The sequence below is a fragment of the Desulfosediminicola flagellatus genome (assembly GCF_005116655.2).
Lineage (GTDB): Bacteria > Desulfobacterota > Desulfobulbia > Desulfobulbales > Desulfocapsaceae > Desulfopila > Desulfopila flagellata.
The window spans coordinates 5,319,027-5,337,560 of the sequence record NZ_CP050698.1; the positions used below are offsets into that span (position 1 = coordinate 5,319,027).

Below are 18,534 nucleotides of genomic sequence, written 5' to 3' on the forward strand. Positions count from 1 at the left end.
TAAATAGGCAGCTCTCTCTAGAGGCGCGGTATGCTCCACATGCCGTCAGCACTGCGACAGGCAATCCCCAGATAGGATTTATGTAATTCACCAGCCTGTATCTGCTGCTCATACTTGCGGCATGAGATATTATCAGCCGCCACATAGCGATCCTGGGCTGTCATGCTGATAGTCAGCCTGCCGGAAGCAGTCATCCAGAGATCCATCTCGCCGTCTTCGTTGCTTTCAAGCACCTCCTGAAACTGCTCCTGCACCTGACGGGAATCGTCCGCCTCAGCTGTAAGAATTGAGAGATCCGGCACGATAGCCACAAGTTCTTTTCTACGTTCAGCTTCTGCACCCCGTTTTTCCTGTATCTCCAGAACCCAGTGTTGAATTTCCGGAGCATAGTACCAGGTACGATACTCTCGGGCGCGGTATTTAGGATATGAATAACTATCGGCATAGCGTGCACAGCCGATACGCCAGGTATCAAACTCTCCAGCCACAACCTGTATTTTTTCAGCAGCTTCAACATCACAACGCCAATATGAATCATAGACCCGTTCAAGCCCGTCAACTCCTATCCAACGCCCTTTTTCATCAAAACGGGTTTTATTACCTACTCCAAGAGGCCATAGAGATCCGGTAGGCTCGTCAAACAAGAACTCAGTGGGTTTAAAACTCCGCTCGCCCATGCTCCGGCTTGTCTCCCATTCTGCACGTTTGTAGGTAAAATCCACGCTGCCGCTGGAATAATTCCCCTGATGATTCGACCAGGTAATAGTTTCTGAGTTTATATCGTTTACCCTTTCCCAACTGCCATCCGAATAAATAAAGGCATCACCTATCGCATAGCTCGGAAGCGGTGTGGGCATAAGCAGAAGTTCATCAGTTGGTGAAGAGTTTTCTCCATTTGAGCTTTTGCTGTCACCTGACTGAACCGGAGTGAGCTCACCAAGTGCTTCAAGTTTCTGTAAAAGCCACTCAGTGGATTTGCTTTTGCCAAGGCCATCCAGTTCACCATACGGCGTTGCAGCTATTGCCATGGGATTATCCATCCCATCATTGATGTCGTTATCCGGGTCATCCGTATCTTCATCATCGGCATCATCGGAGCGATCATTGCCTTCGCTGTCAGCATCTCTTTCATCGTCACCGTTGTCATTACCGCTGTCATCAGGGCCGTCCCCACCTGAATCGCCTGAATCACCGGGGTCACCTGAAGTATCACCACTTCCGGCATCACCACCTGAACCGGGATCTGTACCTGGATCATCACCATCCGCTGCATAGGCAACACCAGAGATAGGAATAGACAAATATGAGCCACTCATTCCGAGCACAATCATACACACCAGCAGCAGATATAGAGCACTTTTCACTACTACTTTTTCACCCGAATTAAACGATTTCCGTAACAGTAGCCTGATCTTTCCCATTTACGTCTCCCTGCTTCAAACCCCAACCACCTGTTTTGCTTCACCTCTCCCCCAGGACATACCACATATGCAATATATATCAGCAATACGACGGTCTGCCACTACCGCAGCACTATAGCAAAAGCGATCGAAGAGTTAAAGGAGCGTAAAAAGAATTTCAGCGTTTAATTTCACGATTCAACCTTGCTTCAACCAGCCGTTTTATTTACTCTGGAGCATTAGATTGCCAGGCAGCATCTCACTCTCAAAACTCCAACCGAGGATCACACTATGGAAAAAAAAATCCTGGTACCTGTTGCAGACGGTATAGAAATGATTGAAGCCCTCAGTATCGTCGATGTTTTCAGAAGAGCGGGAGCCACCGTCGATATTGCATCAGTAAACGATAAAGTCATCACCTCCTCACATAATGTGAAAATCGAGGCGGATAAGCTGATTGATGAGTGTATGAATGAAGAGTACGATCTGGTCGCAGTTCCCGGTGGAATCCCCGGAGCCACCAACCTGAAAAATTCAGCTGCGCTTATTGAGATCCTGAAAAAACAAAATTCCGCAAACAAACTCTACGGTGCCATCTGCGCCTCTCCTGCTGTTGTACTTAAAGCACATGGTTTGCTTGACGGGAAAAAGGCTACCTCTCATCCACTCTTTATTGCCGACCTGAGTGATGTTGGTCAGGCTCAGGAGGCAAGAGTGGTCATCGACCAGAACTGTGTAACCAGTCGGGGAGCAGGCACTTCAGTTGACTTTGCTCTGGAACTTCTCGGCATCCTCATGGGTGACGAAAAAAAGCGGGAAGTTGCTAAAGGAATGGTTGTTGAGGTCGATTGATTTACAGATTTCGTTACACGTGTCATGATGTCGTAATAATCTGAAGCTTTTTCTCTTCCTGCAAGGCATGACTGATGGAGCATAGCAACGCTATGTAACTGAAGGAGTAACAAAGTCAGGAAGTGAAAAAGGCAAGTAGAATTAGACATCTGAGGCATGACAGCACACTGGCATTTAAGGCAACAGTCTCCAACTCAAACACCAGCTATAGAAAGGAGACTGTTCCTTCATGGCCGACCGAAAAGCACCAATTTTTTGTAACTTTATCGTTGGTCTCAACGTATAATCATCAGGTAAGCGAGGCACGAGACTCCAGGTAAGCGAGGCACGAGACTCCGAGATACTTTATGTATTCATCCGGTTAAATTTATCGATCGCCTTGAGCTTGAAAAAATTTGCAGGCTTTCGTTCAGGCACTACTTGGCTCCAGCCTTGAAGACTGCCCGTACTGTATCATCGCTATCTATGAGTTTAAGTTCATCCACCTCTATCTCAAACGATGCTGTCTCACGAAGGGCATCGAGAAAAGCATTTTCAAGCTCCAACCCTTTAAAGCAGGCATAACGCGGCACCGGCGTCCGGTTTATCTGCAGCATATCTTCTTGAAGCCTGAATGTGCCCGTCAAGTTGCGACATCCTCCAAATCCTACCATTGAAGAGTCCTGTTCAAGAAGGAAATATGGTGTTTTTTCTGCAACAAAATTTTCTAATTGGCGTCCGTTTAACTGCTGCAAAGTCCATAACGTTTCTGTGAGAGTCACCCGCATAATATTGCCCTCGCAGTCAATGCGTGGATAAAACTTTTTGAAGCCGGTAATAGTAATAGCCTCTTCTGCCTGATCATCAAAGTAATCAACCCTTCCGAGCACGCCCTCAAATTCAAGCAGCACAGGAGTACCATAACTATGCGGTATTGCAGCATAGCGACCTACAGCTTCTGTATAAAGGCCATAATTTGAAACAGGAAAAACATTCCCGGTAGAACATTCCTCTATAACAGCACGACCGTTCCCCAAACTGAACATTCCACGCATATGAACCATATCGTCAAATTGCTCCAGAGTAGTTACCTTGTGCAATTCTCGATTGAGCTGTGATTCCGGGTGAACATGTTCAATGTCGAGCAGTTCAATGGTATCATTGTCTTTGACTGAATAGGTTTGCATCACACCATCCACTGATGCGAGAACCACAACCTTCTCTTTCCGCTTATACCACCAGCGATTCATCATTGATTCGATATTGCTGCCCCCGTCCTCAGTACGATGAGACAGGCGTAGCTGATACAGTCCATCCGGTCGCAACGTCAGTACAATATCCACTCCCCGGCAATCAACACAACTCACCTTTCCTGAAAATGTTGCCGGCAGATTAAACCCTACATCTCTAAAATCTCGGTCCACGCCGGCTTTTTCACCAGTGTTAATTGATTGACAACCAGCAAGGCACAGAGCCATCAGCATTATGATTGGTATATAGCGTATAATGTATAAACTTAAGCGCTGACGATTAAAAACATCGGGCATCATACTTCTCCTTAATAGATCTGTTGACTCCTGATTTCTATCATCACCAGAAACGTCTTCCGGCAGTTCCTCAATTACTTTGCGGCAAAAGGTAGTATAAGGGTATTCTTTATCTTCTCCATGTATTATACATACTCAACGTCCCAATTAAAGCACACTGGCTGGTCAGGCATAACTCCTATCGTCCGCAGTCTTTCACTAAAAAAACCATTTCTCTTTTAAAACCATATAGAAGGAAGAGGAAAATTGAAAGTAGAGTGTGACGATTTATATTCCCATTCGCAGCCGCTGATACCCGGCACCTAAAATATTGGTTGGGCCAATTATGTTTTGACAATTTACGGCACAACTGTTATTGGTTGGGCCAATATCGAATTTCAGGGAGAGTTATGGCAGACAACAAGCGACATGATGAAATCGTCGGCATGATCGAAGAGTTCATTAAAAGCGGAAATTTTAAAGTGGGGGATCGCATCCCTTCAGAGCGCTTTCTTGCCGAAAAATTTCAAGTTTCGCGCAATACAGTCAGAGAAGCCATTAAATCTCTTACTGAAAAGGCTGTGGTCACAAGTAGAAGAGGTGCGGGAACGTATATCGCAGAGGGAGCTTTTAACTGCATGATCGAGGCAGTTACCCGCCAGAACCTTCGTTTAAAAGAAATTTTTGAATTACGTAAAATTCTTGAACCGCAAATTGCCCGACTTGCTGCAGAACGCATCTCGGATGAACATATCAAAGAGATCGATACGATAGTCAAGGCGCAGCAGACCGCTTTTGCTTCAGGAAAAAATAGCTCTGAAATGGATGAAACGTTTCACAGGCTTATTGTTAAAGCGACAGGCAACAGTGTGCTCAGTGATATATATGAAACACTCCATGATGTCCTCGCAGAGAGTAGAGCCCACACATTACAAACCACAGAACGTAACAAACTCTCACTTGAAAGCCACAAGAACCTTGCGTGGGCGCTAAAACAGCGATCCCCGGATATCGTCGAGGAACTTATGCGGGAGCATATGGAGCAGGTTGAAAAGAATCTTGAAGCCCCGGCCCCAAAAAAGAATAAATCGTGATTACTTCACAGAAGTAATCGTTTGGTAGAAACAATTAACGTGAAAAGGCAAACTGCAATAGCATAGCTTACCACCGGAAACACAAGAACACATTACAGGAGCACGTCGTGAAAGAGATTTATCAGAATGCCAAAGAAAAGATGAAAGGATTTTGTAGAGTCTGTCCAGTGTGTAATGGAAAGGCCTGCGCAGGTGAAGTACCTGGTATGGGAGGGCTTGGAACCGGCTCATCATTTACTGCAAACCTCGACGCATTAAGCTGCTACCAGTTCAACATGCGCGTAGTTCATGGAGTAACCGAACCTGATACAACAGTTGATTTCCTTGGCAAATCGCTTTCTATGCCTGTTCTGGCCGCACCAATCGGCGGGGTCAGCTTTAATATGGGCGGTGAAGTAAGTGAAGAGGAGTACATCGATGCCGTTGTAGGCGGTTGCCGTGCAATGGGTACAATCGGATGTACCGGAGACGGTGTTCCTGAGTTTATCCATGCTTCCGGATATGCTGCTATTGAAAAAAATGACGGTGAAGGTATTCCGTTTATCAAGCCATGGGAAGATGAAGAATTTTTCGACAAACTGAAGAAAGCCGAAAACTCAGGTACCAACATTTTCGGTATGGATATAGACGCGGCCGGCTTGGTCACACTCAGGAAAATGGGTCGTCCGGTCACCCCAAAGACTGTTGATCAACTTAAGCGCATTATCGAATCCAGCTCCATGAAGTTCATACTTAAAGGCGTGATGACAGTAGATGAGGCACTTCTTGCAGTTGAAGCAGGTGCAGACGCTATTGTTGTCTCCAACCATGGTGGACGAGTACTTGATTCTGCACCTGGTGCTGCCGATGTGCTTGCCTCAATCGCTGATGCGGTTAAAGGTAAAATCACCATCATTGCAGACGGTGGTGTACGTAGCGGCGGCGATGTTTTAAAGCTTCTGGCACTTGGTGCTGATATCGTAATGATCGGACGTCCTGTCTCTGTTGCTGCCGTGGGTGGATTGCAGCCCGGCGTTGAAGCGTACTTTGAGAAGATCAAAGGTGAGCTGATCCAGACCATGGTATTGACCGGAACAGCTAACGTACGTGAAGTTGGAAGGGAGATTCTTCTGACCAGATAAGTTTTTCACAATTTCATTTTTCAAAGCTGGTTCCCGGCCGGAAGAAGCTGTCGCTATCGCCCTGTAACTACGTGAGAGAAACATACTCGGGTTTATCAATATCGATCCCCCCCTTTTCGATATCCATTCTCCGTTTTTTTCATCCCTAATTTGCGTAAACATGGATAGCCTGCTGATTCCGGCCGGTTTCCTTAGGAAAGGTAAAAGTATGACATTCTTTTTACTTTACATGCTTGTTGGAGCAATAGCCGGAATTTTGGCTGGACTTCTGGGCATTGGCGGTGGCCTTGTAATTGTACCCATGCTGACCTTTTCATTTGTCGCACAGGGTGTCCCCGTTGAACATGTACTCCACATGGCCCTTGGAACATCTCTTGCCAGCATTATATTCACTTCAATTTCAAGCCTCAGGGCGCATCACAGTCGCGGTGCGGTACTATGGCCTGCGGTTATGCGAATTACACCGGGTATCCTTGTAGGAACCTTTTTCGGCAGCTGGGTTGCGGCACAACTTTCCACAAATTTTCTGAAGATTTTTTTCGCAGTCTTCCTTATCTGGGTGGCAACTCAAATGCTGCTCGGCATTAAACCCAAAGCGGCACGAGAACTCCCTGGAAATACCGGTATGTTCGGGGCTGGCGGGACTATCGGCATTTTCTCATCGCTTGTGGGAATCGGTGGGGGAACACTCTCTGTTCCTTTTCTTGTTTTTCATAACACCGCAATGCATCAAGCTATCGGCACCTCAGCAGCCATCGGCTTACCCATTGCCATTGCCGGAGCATGCGGCTATATCCTCAATGGCCTTGGAACAGAAGGACTGCCATCAGGAAGCATTGGTTTTATCCACCTTACCGGTTTACTCGGAATTGTAGCAGCGAGTGTGTTCACTGCCCCTCTAGGTGCCAAGCTGGCGCATAATCTTCCGGTGACAAAGCTGAAAAAAATATTTGCAATGCTGCTCTATATTGTCGGCTTCAGGATGTTACTTGGCGGACTTTAACCGGCAGTAGATTAAAAAGACGTGAACGTTTAGTACCTTAAAAGTTCACGCCTTTTTCAACCTGCAAACCACAATACCTCTATCCGCTTCTAACGAGATAATGACACTGCATTATCGTATAACGATCTTTTCAACCCACCAGACAAACTGATTTTTGAGCCGTATGGTATCATCCGGTTCCACATCCTCCATTTTTAAAGCTATGGCAAGTGGACCTTTATTATCATCCTTAAGCGTCGAATAATCCTCACCATTCATTTCGTAGGAGATAAGATGATCGTACTTTGTCACATCGTTCATCGTAATTTTTACGCTGTACTTATTACGCCCGATCACATCCAACACACTAATCTCATCCAGCCTGCCGATATGCTTTAGCAATGTGGCAAGAGGCACCCCTGTATATTTACGCTCCCGCCTATCCCAGGGGTCATATGTTAGAAAGGTTTTCTTTGGCATCAGCCGGATCTGCTTCTCTGTAAATGTTACAGGTTCACCACCCGCCGGGCCTTCAATTACGAGGATGACATCGTCAGCAGCTGCAGAGACTATATATCCAAAAATTGATATCCATAGAAAGAAAATGACAAATACTGGCCATCGAACCATCATAATTTTCCTCCATATTGGTTCTACGGTCTACGTCAGTACCAAGTAGCCATGACGTAAAAGTAGAATCAGGATCTATACTTTAGCCTATCTGTTTTGGGCTGCTGTGTGAAATTGTTTTAACCGAGCCTCCAGATAATCCGTAAAAATATACAGATCGCTATCAGGTTTTCACTCCAAAACACCCTTGTTTTACACATGCTATTTGCGATATCATTTACCGTACAAACTCAGTAATTGCTTGGGAGTACATATTTCTGCAAAACCTTCACACTCAACAGAGGAAAAGGTGCTATGGAAAAGTCTCTACCTGTCAAACGTATCCATCATATCGAATTCCTTGTAGGCAATGCATTGCAGGCTGCATTTTTCTATCGTAAAGCTCTGGGGTTTGACCAGATCGCCTATCTCGGGCCTGAAACAGGGTATCCCGACTGCGCCTCCTATGTGCTGCAACAAGGTAGGATAAGATTTGTTTTCTCAACACCGCTTCATCATGAAGATCCCCGGAATGTTTTTTTGCTGCTTCATGGTGACAGCGTAAAAGACATCTGTTTTGAGGTGGATGATGTTGAAGAAATCTATCAGGAATCCATTCGTCGTGGAGCACCATCAGCCAGAAAACCGTTTAAAATGCACGATGAAAACGGCACAATTCGGAAAGCTGCGATACGCACTTACGGTGATGTTATTCACAGCTTTGTCTCGTTGCAGGAGTACGATGGTCCATTTCTGCCAGGCTATCGTGATGAATTACGCAAAGGGATTGATGTGGGTTTCACACGGATTGATCATGTTGTAGCCAATGCAGAAGACCGGCAGATGGACAGATGGTGCGATTACTATAAATATGTCTTCGGCTTCCACCAGTTTGTCTCATATGATGACAAAGATATCTCCACCGAATTTACAGCACTACGCTCTAAAGTGATGGCAAATGACAGGCGTAATATCAAGTTCCCCATCAATGAACCGGCTTCGGGGAAACGAAAGAGCCAGATTCAGGAATATATCGACTTTAATTATTCAGCCGGTGTTCAGCATATCGCGCTCTACACTCCCGATATTCTCACAACCGTAAGCAATCTGCGTGACAATGGTGTCAGGTTTCTCAATATCCCTGACACCTACTACCAAACTGTATGGGACAGGGTAGGCAAGATAAAGGAGGACCGGGAACTGATCCGTAAATTCAACATTCTGGTCGACAGGGACGAAAATGGCTACCTGCTGCAGATCTTTACCAAACCGGTTCAGGATCGCCCCACATTGTTTCTTGAGGTTATCCAGCGGGCTGGTTGTGAGAGTTTTGGTAAAGGAAACTTCAAAGCATTGTTCGAATCCATTGAGCTTGAGCAGCGAAACAGAGGGAATTTGTAAGTGTACTATTTCGCAATTTCATGAGTAAACACTGTCTGAGCGAAAACCTGCAATTTTTCTGAGGTTCAAGGCGGCCGATACTATTAACCGGACGAATACATAAAGTATCTCGGAGTCTCGTACCTCGCTTACCGGGAGTCTCGTACCTCGCTTACCGGGAGTCTCGTACCTCGCTTACCGGGAGTCTCGTGCCTCGTTTACCTGAGGTTTAGAATTTGAGACCAACGAAGAAATTGGGATAATTGGCGGTTCTCGGTCAGGAACTAAATAGAGGTTCAATAACACACATCTTATCTGGCATCCTACGAGGAAAAACACATGGTCTACTATCATAAGCTGGGCAAGATTCCACCCAAACGACACACTGCTTTCCGCCAAAAAAACGGCTCCATTTACCAGGAACAATTGATGGGCAACCTGGGATTCAACGGCATTAAGTCGTTGCTCTACTCACTGCGTCCGCCAACCGCTCTAAAAAGTGTTGAGCGTATAAAAAGCCTTCACTGGGATATAGACCCGGACCCTACCCTCCGATTACGACATTTGCGCCCCCACAGATTGCAGAACACCGGAGCAAGCGCGGTGATAGACAGAGTACCACTTGTTTTTAACAACGATATTGCGGTTTCTATTGCCAAACCGTTTGTTGAAGACCAGTTCTTTTATCGTAACGGCGAGGGGGATGAGGTTGTTTTTGTTACCGAAGGTGAAGGAATTCTTGAGTCACAATTTGGTGAACTCGATTTTCGTCGTGGTGATTATCTGGTTATTCCACGAGGGATCATTCACCGCTACAGATTAACCGGCAACCAGAACATATTTCTCGTTATTGAAAGTAGAGGATATGTGCGTACGCCAAAGCGCTACCGAAACGAACATGGTCAACTTCTTGAAAACGCCCCGTTCTGTGAGAGGGATATACGCGCCCCCGCCCTGCTCAATACACGCGACATTGAAGGCGAGTTTGAAATAGTTGTCAAAAGCAGAAATGCACTGCAACGCATGATTCTTACTCACCATCCATTTGATACTGTAGGATGGGACGGCTTTTATTATCCATGGGCATTTAATATTTCTGATTTCGAACCGATAACCGGCCGCATTCATCAGCCACCAACAGTTCACCAGACATTTGAAAGTGACGGGTTTGTGATCTGTTCATTTGTTCCACGGCTCTTTGATTATCATCCGGATGCCATCCCGGCTCCATATAACCACTCGAATGTCGGCTCTGACGAGCTGCTCTATTATTGCTGTGATGAGTTCATGAGCAGAAAAGGTATCGAGTTCGGCTCAATCACTCTCCACCCAGATGGAATGCCCCATGGCCCGCATCCCGGCAAAGCCGAAGAGTCAATCGGCAAAAAATCGACCAAAGAAGAAGCGGTAATGATAGACACATTCAAGCCACTCTATGTTGCCAAAGCAGCCCTTGGTTGCGAAGATGACGATTACCAGACCTCCTGGCTTGAATAATACGATATGAGAAAATGAAAAAATCATTACATGCATTTCTGACCGGGCTAATTGATTATGCAGGATTCTTCCCACCTGCTCAACTCAATCTGGAGACTTCGCTGAATAATTTCGGCCTTTACCTAAGCCAGGATTACGGCTGGATGTTGAGCAGATGTATTCTCCCCTGTAACGAACTGGAGAATATTCAGAAAGATTACGATTTTCGTTACTCTGTTATTGTCAGCTCAGCAGTAACAGCAGAAGAAATAGAGAGCTTAAGTAAATTCTCTAAAAATATAACGATGATTGAAGTCAGCATAGCAGATTCCGACAGAAATTCGGCTCAATACACAGAGATGTTAGCTCATATCATCTCACGGCTTGAACTGGCAAATCTTTCCAATATCAGACTCTTTATTGAGGCAAATCAAATTGCCCCTGTTGTCGATGCTATAGTGCAATATAATTGTTCCCAAACCGGCAGTGGAAGCATAAGCGCGATAGGATACAAACTGCGATGCGGGGGGACAACCAGCAAGGCATTTCCTGCAGTTGAAAGGGTAGCAGAGGTTATAACCACCTGCAGCACCCGTAAAATACCGTTTAAATTTACGGGTGGCCTACATCAGCCACTCAGATATTATCACCCAGAAATGGCCATAATGCAACATGGCTTTATTAACGTTTTCGGTGCTTCCCTGCTATATGCAGCCAACCGGCTCCCGGAAGATCAGATCATCGAATGCCTGGAGGATGAAGATGCTACCAACATACACTTTACCGATGAACAGTTCTCATGGAAATCATACACGCTCTCAACCAGTGAAATAGACACTCTTCGGGAAAACCGCATAGTAAGTTTTGGCAGCTGCTCTTTTGAGGAGCCGCTTGAAGGGCTTGCCGGACTAGGGCTGTTATAACCCAGTACCTTTTGGAGCATACACGATGAGTACGACTACCGATCCAAATCTACGGTCTTTTATCGAATACGATACAGACTCCCACTTTCCTATTCAGAATCTCCCATTCGGAGTGTTCGAGGAACAGGGAAAGTGTCGTATCGGGGTGCGAATCGGCGACTACGTTCTCGATATGGCACTGCTGGAAGAACGGGATATATTCAAGCCGCTCTCATTACCAAAACTGTTTGGTACCTCCACTCTCAATCCATTTTTTTCGGAAGGCCGCAGAGTTTGGTCAGAGGTACGTAAAACTGTATCACGGCTACTGAGTTATGATGAACCTGAACTTCGCGATGATATAGAATTGCGTAACAGGGCCCTGCTCCCGGTGTCACAGGTCATTATGCAGATGCCTGTGGCCATTGGAGACTACACTGATTTTTATTCATCAAAAGAGCATGCGACAAACGTCGGCATCATGTTCAGAGGAAAAGAGAACGCTCTGATGCCCAACTGGCTACATCTGCCTGTTGCCTACCACGGTCGCTCAAGCTCAATTGTAGTTAGCACCACTCCTATACGACGTCCCAGTGGCCAGATGTTGCCGCCAGATCAGGACACACCAGTTTTTGCACCATGTAAACTTCTTGATTTTGAACTTGAGATGGGATTCTTTATAGGTCCGGGTTCAAAGCTTGGTGCTCCAGTACCGATAAACACTGCTGCAGAACATATATTTGGTATGGTGCTCGTTAATGACTGGTCCGCCCGTGATATTCAAAAGTGGGAATATCAGCCTCTGGGTCCATTTAACGGTAAAAATTTTGCCACATCAATCTCCCCATGGGTGGTACCGCTTGAGGCTCTTGAACCCTTTCGTTGTCAGGGACCTGAACAATCACCTACTCCACTGCCCTACCTGCAGACAACAGGTAAGCAGACCTATGACATCAATCTTGAGATATACCTGGAAAAAAGCTGCATTTCACGAAGTAATTTTAAATATCTCTACTGGAATATCTGCCAGCAACTGGCTCATCACACAGTGACCGGTTGCAACATCAATCCCGGTGACATGATGGCCTCGGGCACCATCAGCGGCCCCACACCTGACTCATATGGCAGCCTACTGGAATTATGCTGGAAAGGTACCCGAGAGATTCAACTTAAAAATGGTGAGATACGAAAATTTCTGCAGGACGGAGACACGGTAGCCATGACCGGCTGGTGTCAGGGCAATGGATACAGAATTGGATTTGGAGAGGTTATTGGTAAAATTCTTCCAGCTTAATTAACAACATTCAGATAAAGTGTTGCCACTCGGAACCACCATACATCACATAGAAAAAGCAGGGAAATCCACTGAGGACTCCCTGCTCTAACTCGTGCACCATTATCCTCTTTCAACTTCAGACGCTTTAGCCCGATTTTATCTTCTACTCAGATGACGTCAGGCCCATTGTTTGAGCACTGAACTATATCCCTTACGTTCATTAGTGAAACATTGAAGAATAAGAGGTCATAGCTACTGACATTCTGGGTAGAACCGGAGATGTTTTCCCGTTTCAGGCTCTCACATCCGTAATGTGTCTATTTCGTTTACTTGAGGAATGCAATATCCTTAATATCCACTACCAACTATGAGGTTATCTTTGGTTTTCTTGGCATAGGTATGCTTGACTTTACCTTGCCACTCATACTCAACCCACACGCCCTCAGGGGTAGCTTGCATTAAAGCTTCATAAACAGGAGGCGCCTTCTCGGCCAGGCTTTCACCCATAAGTGACGGATGTACCAGCATTTTCCCATCTGGTTCCATGACGAATGCATATGGCTGATATGCGTCAGCTTTGATCTCTTGAATATCCTGGCCACCTTCAATTCCGGCCACAATCATGTCAACATTCTTGCTGATAGCAGCTTCATCAACGCTTGCAAAAGTATAAGATGCAACTAAAAGAACGGAAAACAGTGATACGATAAAAGCTAATCTTTTCATATTTTTCTCCACATTTTTTATCGCAGCATTTGGTAGGTAGTGTGTGCTGCTCACAATGCAAATCTCTTAAGGACTAACAATCCCGTCACGTATCTACAGCCTGTAATGTATTAACCTGTCTGTTCACCTCCTATGCTTCATGTATTTTACAGGTAGAGGGTATGCTGAATCAGCCATACCTGTTACCCAAGTTCTATAAATCAACATATGTCTTATCCGGATCCCTCGACAATCGGTGTCACATGTTATTCTGACATATGTGACACCAATTATACGAACAGCCGGCTTGGGAGTGATGCTTCAGGCTGACATTCACCTTAAAGCATGTTCTATGCCAATATTCAAAACAAGAGGCAAGTAACTGTATGTTCGTGTATTATGAAGCACGCACATTCATGACAGGTTACATATTTTGCACACTCAATGTGCAAAAAGGAGCTTTGGAGAGAGTGAAAACACATCATTATTCCTGATAACGATGCCGTGTAGCGATTAGTCCATCCAACTTACAGAAACTTAGGTCAATTCCACTTACGATAAAGATGAACAACATAGCCATATTGAACCAAAGTGCATAACTGGTCAGGTAGAATTTTCAAAATTAAAACGTGCGAAAGAAAAAAAGAGAATGGAAAAAGAAAAGAAGCAAATAGTGTAACCAATTTTGCAAGATTTGCGCACAAAACATCATCTACCTGGAAAACCATCGTTTTTTTGGCTTTGAAACTAAGGGAGTATATACCATCACTGTGTTACGACCTGCATTTTTAGCTTCGTAGAGTGCGCTATCAGCGTTGCCTATAAGGTCGTCCTTTTTGAAATCGGGGTTTGCCGGCTGACCACAGCCAATCCCGATACTCACCGTTACAGCATAAGAATTATCCCCATCTTTAAAATCATGCCCGGACACCGCACGGCGCATTCTTTCCGCAACCTGTTTTGCCTCATCTTTCGTGGTTTCCGGTAGAATCACGACAAACTCTTCGCCTCCGTATCGTGCCAGCAGGTCGTACTTTCTGAGCTGCCCCACAACCACTTTACAGAATTCTATAAGAACGAAATCACCCACCTGGTGACCATACGTGTCATTGAATGATTTGAATTTATCGAGATCAATCATCAGTAAAGAGAGATTACAATCATCCACCCGACTTGCTCTGCTGATCTCCTCATCAAGAGCATTCTGAAAAAAGCGATGGTTCTTAACGCCAGTAAGGCCATCTATATATGCAAGATTTTCAAGAATCGTATTTTTATCCTCTAGCTCTCTGGTCAGTTTTTCTAACTGCACCTGCTGTTCAAGGAGTTTTCGATTAATCTCGTCATACGACATATTCAGAAGACTCAATTTTATATTGGCCTCCATTAAGGTTTCTTCAACCGATTTGGTTTGCTCAGCCTCCAACCCAAAGCCCTCAGCCGCCCTGTCCACCTCCACATGAATCTCTTTTAATATCTGATTTATTTCAACCGGTCGCAAGCAGAAATGGTCCTTAGCCGTGGTTCTGAAGAGTTTGTGATATTTCTGAGGATCTTTTTCGCTAAGGACTTTTGCCAGGATATCTGAAAGATGACACACCTTGGCATTGAGCGCCACTGCGTCATCATCACCCTCATATGAATCCGGTCTATGATGATACTTCAGTGGCTGTGCCAAAGAATCAGGAAAGCCCCATTCTTTGGCCATTACATAACTGGTAAGCGGATGATCCACCCCCAGACATGCAGTCTCAATTGCATCATCCTCAAGTTCATTCCCCTGTGCTTCCTGCATCTCCAGCACTTTATGGTAATCTTCATGCATAGTGTTGGCGAGAATGAGTTTACCAAGATTCTGAAGCAGTCCGCTAAGAAAAACCTGTTCATCATCTATTGCAAGCGGTGTCTTAAGCGTTTTGTAAATCAGCTTTGCCGCAACCGCGCGCGCAAGCGAACTATGCCAGAACTCCTTGTAATCAAAATTTACATCGTCGCGACCCTTTAATGAAAAAAATGCGACAGAAAGTACCAGATTCTGGACAGCATTTAAGCCGAGCAGATTAACTGCCTGGGAAATAGAAGCGATCTCATTTGGAAAACTATAAAATGCTGAATTAACAACTTTGAGAAGTTTACTGGAGAGACTCACGTCCATCGCTATAAGATCGGCAATTTCCGACATCTCAGTATCTTCTTTTGTGAGTAGACCGATAAGTCGTGCTGCTGCAGCAGGAATTGTCGGCAGATCCTCAGAAAAGAGAATGGCCTTTAAGATTTTTTCTTTTTCATTGTCTATACTATCAGATTTTTCCATATGACCCATCGCATACATGTCGAATAGCCGAATTCATTAACTAAACGGACCAAAACATTTTTACGATAACGTGTAATAAGAACCAACATCCCAGTCCTCTTTTAGAGTATAACGTACACAGATCATATGCAACAAATGCGACTTCGGAATTCAGTACACAATTCACATCAGGCTGTCAGCGGCCAGAATATTGGAATTATCACCATCAGGATCACAAGAATAACTAGTGTGAGCGGAACACCAACCTTCACATAATCTAAAAATTTATATCCACCAGGCCCCATGACCAGCACATTTGCAGGGTGCGAGATAGGTGAGGTGAAACTCGATGAAGCCGCCATGGCGATACCCATCATTAACGGATAGGGGGATATCCCTAACCCCGCAGACGTCTCAAGAGCAATCGGCACCATGAGCACGACCAGAGCCGCTGTAGGGATGATACTGGTAGCCAGGAATGTTATAACAAGCAGGCCAAATAATACACCGTATGGCCCCATAGGCCCCAGCAATCCGATTACACTTTCAGCAACAAGCGATGCTGCCCCGCTCTTATCAAGCGCCACGCCGAGCGGCAGCATACCCGCTATTAAAAACACCGCCTTCCACTCAATATATCGATATGCCTCTTCCATGGTAAGACATTTGGTCAGCACCATAAAAGCCGCACCAATCACCACAGCGATATAAATTGGCACCCATCCCATAATAACCGGCAGCAGAACTGCAGCCATTATCGCCAGAGCCGTTTTCGCCTTTTCTTCCCTGGCAACTTCCTGCATATTCTCGGTCAGGACGACAAAATCCGGCTCTCTGCCAAGTACTTCAAGTTTCTTCCATGAACCAAAAAGCAGTAGTGCATCACCTAACTGCAACTGCAAATCGCGCAGCCCAGTTCTAATGACTTCACCTTTTCGCCAAACGGCAAGAACTGTCAGACCGAATTTCTCCCTAAAGGAGATTTCCATGAGTGTCTGTCCGGTGAGCACCGAGTGAGGTGAAAGGATAACTTCAACAAAGCCGACCTTATCATCTTCGAGGAAGGAGAGATCTTCAATATCCCCCTGCCCTTTTTCAAAAACTGCTTCAAGGCCCTGCATAAGCAAAACAGCTACCAGGTCAGACATCCCTGCAACAATTAGCCTGTCGCCCGGTTCAAAGATCACATCAGAGGTAGCAACACATGCAGAACCATCTTCACGTATGACAGAGAGGATCTGTACATCGAGAGCATCGCCCAGACAACTCTCGGAGACAGTCATTCCAAGAAGACGGGAGCGATCCGGAATAGTAAACAGGCGTACCTTTCGACCATGTTCGTATTTATTGATAACATCCGATTTATCAAGCACTACAGGCGGCATTACGCCATTTACCCCAGCCAACTCGTCAATGCTCGTTATTGGTCCATGTACTACCAGCACATCTCCGGCACGCAACTGCTCGGACTTCATATGGTTAACTATTTTCCGGTCATAACGAATAACCTCAAGAATATTCAACCCATATTGATTTCGAAATCCCAGCTCCGAAAGGGTCTTTCCGACCCAGGCACATTTTGCTGAGAGCTGCACCTCAGCAATCTGCTGATCAAATCCGAGCAGGCCATGTTCTTCAGTTTCACCGGTCTCTGAAAGCAACTGCCCCCAGTTGTTCATCTCTTGAATACGATCCAGACGCCCTTCAACAATGAGTTCATCTCCGGCCAGAATTTCTTCCTGTATTTCTGGAGCAAGGAAAGTTTTCCGGTCTCTATTTATGCCGATAACATTCAACCCCAGCCTTGAACCGAGATGGCTGGAAGCCAGGGTATGCCCTATCAGTGCAGAGTTTTCAGGTATTTTGATTCGGAATAGTCTTTCCTGGATACGATATTGCCGGATTACTTGCTGTTCGTTGCTCACACCAGCATCAAGAGGATTGGTGCGTGGCAACAGTCTGATGCCGATAAAGGTGACAAATAGCATTCCTGCCGTCATGACGATTATTCCGACTGGTGTGAAATCAAATAAACCGAAAGGAGTTAATCCATTTGTACGAAGTGCCTCGCTCACCAGAATATTGGGCGGTGTACCAATCATGGTGGTCAAGCCGCCAAGCAATGAACCGTAAGCCAGTGGCATAAGCAAAATTGATGGAGAATGCCCGGTTTTTCTGGAAATATCCATAACGACAGGAAGCATTAGAGCAGCCACTGCAACATTATTCATAAAAGCAGAGAGCCCACCAGCGATAAGCATAATTAGAAGAATAATCCTGGCTTCGCCCGTTCCAGCGACTTTTAACAGATTCCTTCCCAGGATATTGGCAATACCTGTTCTGGTCAGGCCTCCGCTTAAAATAAATACCGCCCAGATAGTAACCACCGCAGGATTACTGAAACCGGCCAAAGCATCGGTCGGGCTTACCAATCCTGTGACAGCAAGCACTCCCAGCACAAGGAGCGCCAACACCTCAAGAGGCATAACCTCTGTCACCAATACGCCTATCACCACAACTAAAATACCAAGTACCAGAAGAATCTCCGGTGTCATTTCATAGCTCCATTTTTTTCATTTTAAATTACCGACAGGTCTGAAATCAGCAATGAGATAAGTAATTAGCATCCCCAAAACTCTATCATATACTTTAACATTTTACAGGTATTCATATGTCGAATTCCCGCTATCTCAACCAGAGATGCTTCTCATTATCATTCCTTTTGAAAGTACAATGCAGATTGCGTTAAAAAATATTTTTCTCATTTGCACACTGATTCAACTGTGTGATAGGATTCATTCGAATCAATAAAAAGCAATTCTTTATACGAATTTCATATTTACACTTCAGGGCCTACGGGATTTTCACTTCACTATCTCGAACGATTGATTTGCTCTCAGGCGATACTGCCTGGCGAACTGCAGTACAATGAAATTACA

General features: G+C 45.3%; 14 protein-coding genes. 8 read left to right on the forward strand and 6 right to left on the reverse strand.

Translation table 11 applies throughout. The annotated features are described in order from the left end of the window. Positions 1-17: 17 nt before the first annotated feature. Positions 18-1,421 carry a hypothetical protein gene (locus FCL46_RS22015; protein ID WP_136808881.1) on the reverse strand — a complete coding sequence of 468 codons (1,404 nt, stop codon included), beginning with the start codon at positions 1,419-1,421 and terminating at the stop codon, positions 18-20. Positions 1,422-1,691: 270 nt separating this feature from the next. Between FCL46_RS22015 and FCL46_RS22020 the strand changes: the two genes are divergently transcribed. Next, on the forward strand, positions 1,692-2,252 hold the full coding sequence (locus tag FCL46_RS22020) for a DJ-1 family glyoxalase III (protein WP_136808880.1): 561 nt from the start codon (positions 1,692-1,694) through the stop codon (positions 2,250-2,252). 416 nt (positions 2,253-2,668) lie between these two features. On the opposite strand, the gene FCL46_RS22025 is transcribed toward FCL46_RS22020, so the two are convergent. Then, positions 2,669-3,781, reverse strand: a complete 1,113-nt coding sequence (locus FCL46_RS22025; protein ID WP_136808879.1) for an META domain-containing protein — start codon at positions 3,779-3,781, stop codon at positions 2,669-2,671. A gap of 386 nt (positions 3,782-4,167) precedes the next feature. Between FCL46_RS22025 and FCL46_RS22030 the strand changes: the two genes are divergently transcribed. From FCL46_RS22030 to FCL46_RS22040, 3 genes are all read left to right on the forward strand, one after another. Further along, positions 4,168-4,851: a FadR/GntR family transcriptional regulator gene (locus tag FCL46_RS22030; protein WP_136808878.1), complete on the forward strand. Its 684-nt coding sequence runs from the start codon at positions 4,168-4,170 to the stop codon at positions 4,849-4,851. A gap of 107 nt (positions 4,852-4,958) precedes the next feature. Further along, the gene (locus tag FCL46_RS22035) at positions 4,959-5,972 is read left to right on the forward strand and encodes an alpha-hydroxy-acid oxidizing protein (RefSeq protein WP_136808877.1); all 1,014 of its coding nucleotides are present in this window, start codon (positions 4,959-4,961) and stop codon (positions 5,970-5,972) included. 208 nt (positions 5,973-6,180) lie between these two features. Then, entirely contained in the window at positions 6,181-6,975 is a 795-nt protein-coding gene (locus FCL46_RS22040; protein WP_136808876.1) for a sulfite exporter TauE/SafE family protein, read from the forward strand. A 111-nt stretch (positions 6,976-7,086) separates the two neighbouring features. Here FCL46_RS22040 and FCL46_RS22045 read toward each other — a convergent pair whose 3' ends face one another. Then, the gene (locus FCL46_RS22045; protein WP_136808875.1) at positions 7,087-7,587 is read right to left on the reverse strand and encodes a molybdopterin-dependent oxidoreductase; all 501 of its coding nucleotides are present in this window, start codon (positions 7,585-7,587) and stop codon (positions 7,087-7,089) included. Positions 7,588-7,878: 291 nt separating this feature from the next. On the opposite strand from FCL46_RS22045, the gene hppD reads away from it, so the two are divergent. The 4 genes from hppD to fahA all read left to right on the forward strand — a co-directional run bounded on the left by hppD (position 7,879) and on the right by fahA (position 12,615). Continuing rightward, positions 7,879-8,964 carry a 4-hydroxyphenylpyruvate dioxygenase gene (gene hppD / locus FCL46_RS22050; RefSeq protein WP_136808874.1) on the forward strand — a complete coding sequence of 362 codons (1,086 nt, stop codon included), beginning with the start codon at positions 7,879-7,881 and terminating at the stop codon, positions 8,962-8,964. A 318-nt stretch (positions 8,965-9,282) separates the two neighbouring features. Next, on the forward strand, positions 9,283-10,440 hold the full coding sequence (locus FCL46_RS22055; RefSeq protein ID WP_136808873.1) for a homogentisate 1,2-dioxygenase: 1,158 nt from the start codon (positions 9,283-9,285) through the stop codon (positions 10,438-10,440). Positions 10,441-10,454: 14 nt separating this feature from the next. Further along, positions 10,455-11,342, forward strand: coding sequence for a hypothetical protein (locus tag FCL46_RS22060; RefSeq protein ID WP_136808872.1), 888 nt, complete (start codon positions 10,455-10,457; stop codon positions 11,340-11,342). A gap of 25 nt (positions 11,343-11,367) precedes the next feature. Continuing rightward, positions 11,368-12,615, forward strand: coding sequence for a fumarylacetoacetase (gene fahA / locus FCL46_RS22065; protein WP_136808871.1), 1,248 nt, complete (start codon positions 11,368-11,370; stop codon positions 12,613-12,615). A gap of 330 nt (positions 12,616-12,945) precedes the next feature. Here the strand turns inward: fahA and FCL46_RS22070 are convergent, their stop codons facing one another. The 3 genes from FCL46_RS22070 to FCL46_RS22080 form a co-directional block, all read right to left on the reverse strand. Further along, positions 12,946-13,323 carry a PDC sensor domain-containing protein gene (locus tag FCL46_RS22070; RefSeq protein ID WP_136808870.1) on the reverse strand — a complete coding sequence of 126 codons (378 nt, stop codon included), beginning with the start codon at positions 13,321-13,323 and terminating at the stop codon, positions 12,946-12,948. Positions 13,324-14,014: 691 nt separating this feature from the next. Continuing rightward, positions 14,015-15,616, reverse strand: coding sequence for a sensor domain-containing diguanylate cyclase (locus tag FCL46_RS22075; RefSeq protein ID WP_167505963.1), 1,602 nt, complete (start codon positions 15,614-15,616; stop codon positions 14,015-14,017). Between the two features lie 167 nt (positions 15,617-15,783). Continuing rightward, on the reverse strand, positions 15,784-18,150 hold the full coding sequence (locus tag FCL46_RS22080) for an SLC13 family permease (RefSeq protein WP_136808868.1): 2,367 nt from the start codon (positions 18,148-18,150) through the stop codon (positions 15,784-15,786). Between the last annotated feature and the right edge of the window lie 384 nt (positions 18,151-18,534).

Bases quoted from the DNA above. Each gene is read 5' to 3' on its own strand.
- FCL46_RS22080 (WP_136808868.1), bottom strand. From the start codon at position 18,150: ATGACACCGGAGATTCTTCTGGTACTTGGTATTTTAGTTGTGGTGATA.
- FCL46_RS22060 (WP_136808872.1), top strand. From the start codon at position 10,455: ATGAAAAAATCATTACATGCATTTCTGACCGGGCTAATTGATTATGCA.
- FCL46_RS22015 (WP_136808881.1), bottom strand. From the start codon at position 1,421: ATGGGAAAGATCAGGCTACTGTTACGGAAATCGTTTAATTCGGGTGAA.
- FCL46_RS22070 (WP_136808870.1), bottom strand. From the start codon at position 13,323: ATGAAAAGATTAGCTTTTATCGTATCACTGTTTTCCGTTCTTTTAGTT.
- hppD (WP_136808874.1), top strand. From the start codon at position 7,879: ATGGAAAAGTCTCTACCTGTCAAACGTATCCATCATATCGAATTCCTT.
- FCL46_RS22045 (WP_136808875.1), bottom strand. From the start codon at position 7,587: ATGATGGTTCGATGGCCAGTATTTGTCATTTTCTTTCTATGGATATCA.
- FCL46_RS22040 (WP_136808876.1), top strand. From the start codon at position 6,181: ATGACATTCTTTTTACTTTACATGCTTGTTGGAGCAATAGCCGGAATT.
- FCL46_RS22025 (WP_136808879.1), bottom strand. From the start codon at position 3,781: ATGATGCCCGATGTTTTTAATCGTCAGCGCTTAAGTTTATACATTATA.
- FCL46_RS22075 (WP_167505963.1), bottom strand. From the start codon at position 15,616: ATGGAAAAATCTGATAGTATAGACAATGAAAAAGAAAAAATCTTAAAG.
- FCL46_RS22055 (WP_136808873.1), top strand. From the start codon at position 9,283: ATGGTCTACTATCATAAGCTGGGCAAGATTCCACCCAAACGACACACT.
- FCL46_RS22020 (WP_136808880.1), top strand. From the start codon at position 1,692: ATGGAAAAAAAAATCCTGGTACCTGTTGCAGACGGTATAGAAATGATT.
- FCL46_RS22030 (WP_136808878.1), top strand. From the start codon at position 4,168: ATGGCAGACAACAAGCGACATGATGAAATCGTCGGCATGATCGAAGAG.
- fahA (WP_136808871.1), top strand. From the start codon at position 11,368: ATGAGTACGACTACCGATCCAAATCTACGGTCTTTTATCGAATACGAT.